Genomic DNA, 1,769 nt, shown 5'->3' with positions numbered 1-1,769 from the left:
ATTGAGGGCGGCGGATTCCTGTCTGGTCACTGGTGATTTTCCCCGTCTGGTGATGATTTTTGCGTGAAAAGAGCATGGCGTCATTCTGGTGCATAGTCATGCATGCCGTTAAAATTTAACAGGCGCGTTTCTGACGGGTTCCGGGGTGGTTTGTTGTGGTTTTTGTCATGGTTTCGTCAGGAACGCGCTGAACGCGTCTCAGGCGGTGCGGGCAACGGATGTTATGGTAAATTCTTGGGGGCTTGATTATAAAATACCGCACTTCCTCTTATGTCTTGTGCTTTTTAGACAACCCTGAAAGCTTTTAGCTTTGGTGATGCAATTTGCTGGGATTTTGGCGGAGAACCACAGGTAAAGAAAAAGGCCACATTAGCGGCCTTTTTCGGAGAAGATGCTCAGTGCGGAATTTCGGAGACTTCTTTAACGTCGGTTTTATTGATCTGCTGTTTGACACCATTCGCGTCTGTATAGCCAAGCAGGCCTGAGTCTGATTCTTTAGGTTTGCCGTCGCTGACAATAGTGCGACCGTCATTGGTGTGTATGGCATAGCTTGTGCGCGTGCAGCCGGTGAGGGCTGAAAGCGCAACTGCCGCTGCGAACACTGAAACAAAAATCTTTTTCAAAGCCAGCTCCTTTTATCCATATCAGTTTTGGTCACTAACCATCTAACTATAGGTCATTTTTTATGTGAAAAGAGGCTTGATGGTGGGCTGTATATCGAGTTAGGCGCGAGGTGCTATGGTCAAAGTGTGGTGTCAGGCGGGGAGGAGGCTTATATGAGATGTAATCCGGCCGATACATATACCAAGATGATTTAAGTATTCCTCTTTGTGAGGTTGGATGTCTAATTTATAAAGGATCTTCTTGAGATCCTTTTTTTCCGCGCGTAATCTCTTGCCCTGTAAACGAAAAAACCACCCTGGCAGGTGGTTTTTCGAAGGTTAGGTAATCCTGGCAGATCCCCTAACCGTGGTAACAGTCTTGTGCGAGACATGTCACCAAATTTGTCCTTTCAGTGTAGCCTCACTAAGGCCGCCACTTCAAGAACTCTTGAGACATCTCTCGCACATCCTGTTTGCCAATGGCCGTTGCCAATGGCGATTAGTCGTGTCTTTCCGGGTTGGACTCAAGTTGATAGTTACCGGATAAGGCGCAGCGGTCGGACTGAACGGGGGGTTCGTGCATACAGTCCATCCTGGAGCGAACTGCCTTCCCGGAACTGAGTGTCAGGCGTGGAATGAGAAACCGCGGCCATAACAGCGGAGTGACACCGGTAAACCGAAAGGCAGGAATGCGGGGGAGCACGAGGGAGCCACCAGGGGGAAACGCCTGGTATCTTTAAGCCGCATCGGGTTTCGCCACCACTGATTTGAGCGTCAGATTCTGTGATGCTTGTCAGGGGGGCGGAGCCTATGGAAAAACGGCTTTGGCGCGGCCTTATGCTTTCTTCGTTAAGTATCTTCCTGGCATCCCCCAGGAAATTTCTGATCCATCCGTAAGCCCGTCCCGCTCGCCGCAGCCGAACGACCGAGCGGAGCGAGTCAGTGAGCGAGGAAGCGGAATATATTCTGTATCACATTTTCTCCTGACGCGTTTTCTTTCACTTTCTGCGCCTGTCTTATGTGGCATTAATGCTATGTGTTACTGCCATGCTACATCTTAAGCCAGTATACACTCCGCTAGTGCTCCGTGACTGGTCCGGCGCTGCGCCCGGAACCCGCCTGTACCGGTTCAGCAGCCGTTCCGGCCTGACTGCAATTTTTTTTTTT

1 protein-coding gene is annotated in these 1,769 nt (G+C 50.1%); it reads right to left on the bottom strand.

Annotated features, from left to right (window positions below; all coding sequences use genetic code 11):
• Positions 1-395: 395 nt before the first annotated feature.
• On the bottom strand, positions 396-623 hold the full coding sequence (locus tag ACOTZP_RS23800) for a YgdI/YgdR family lipoprotein (protein WP_021243043.1): 228 nt from the start codon (positions 621-623) through the stop codon (positions 396-398).
• Between the last annotated feature and the right edge of the window lie 1,146 nt (positions 624-1,769).

Source organism: Enterobacter cloacae complex sp. SYL001, assembly GCF_049237025.1.
Lineage (GTDB): Bacteria > Pseudomonadota > Gammaproteobacteria > Enterobacterales > Enterobacteriaceae > Enterobacter > Enterobacter intestinihominis.
The sequence above is the reverse complement of the archived record's forward strand: the minus strand, read 5'-3'. Positions and strand labels throughout refer to the sequence as shown.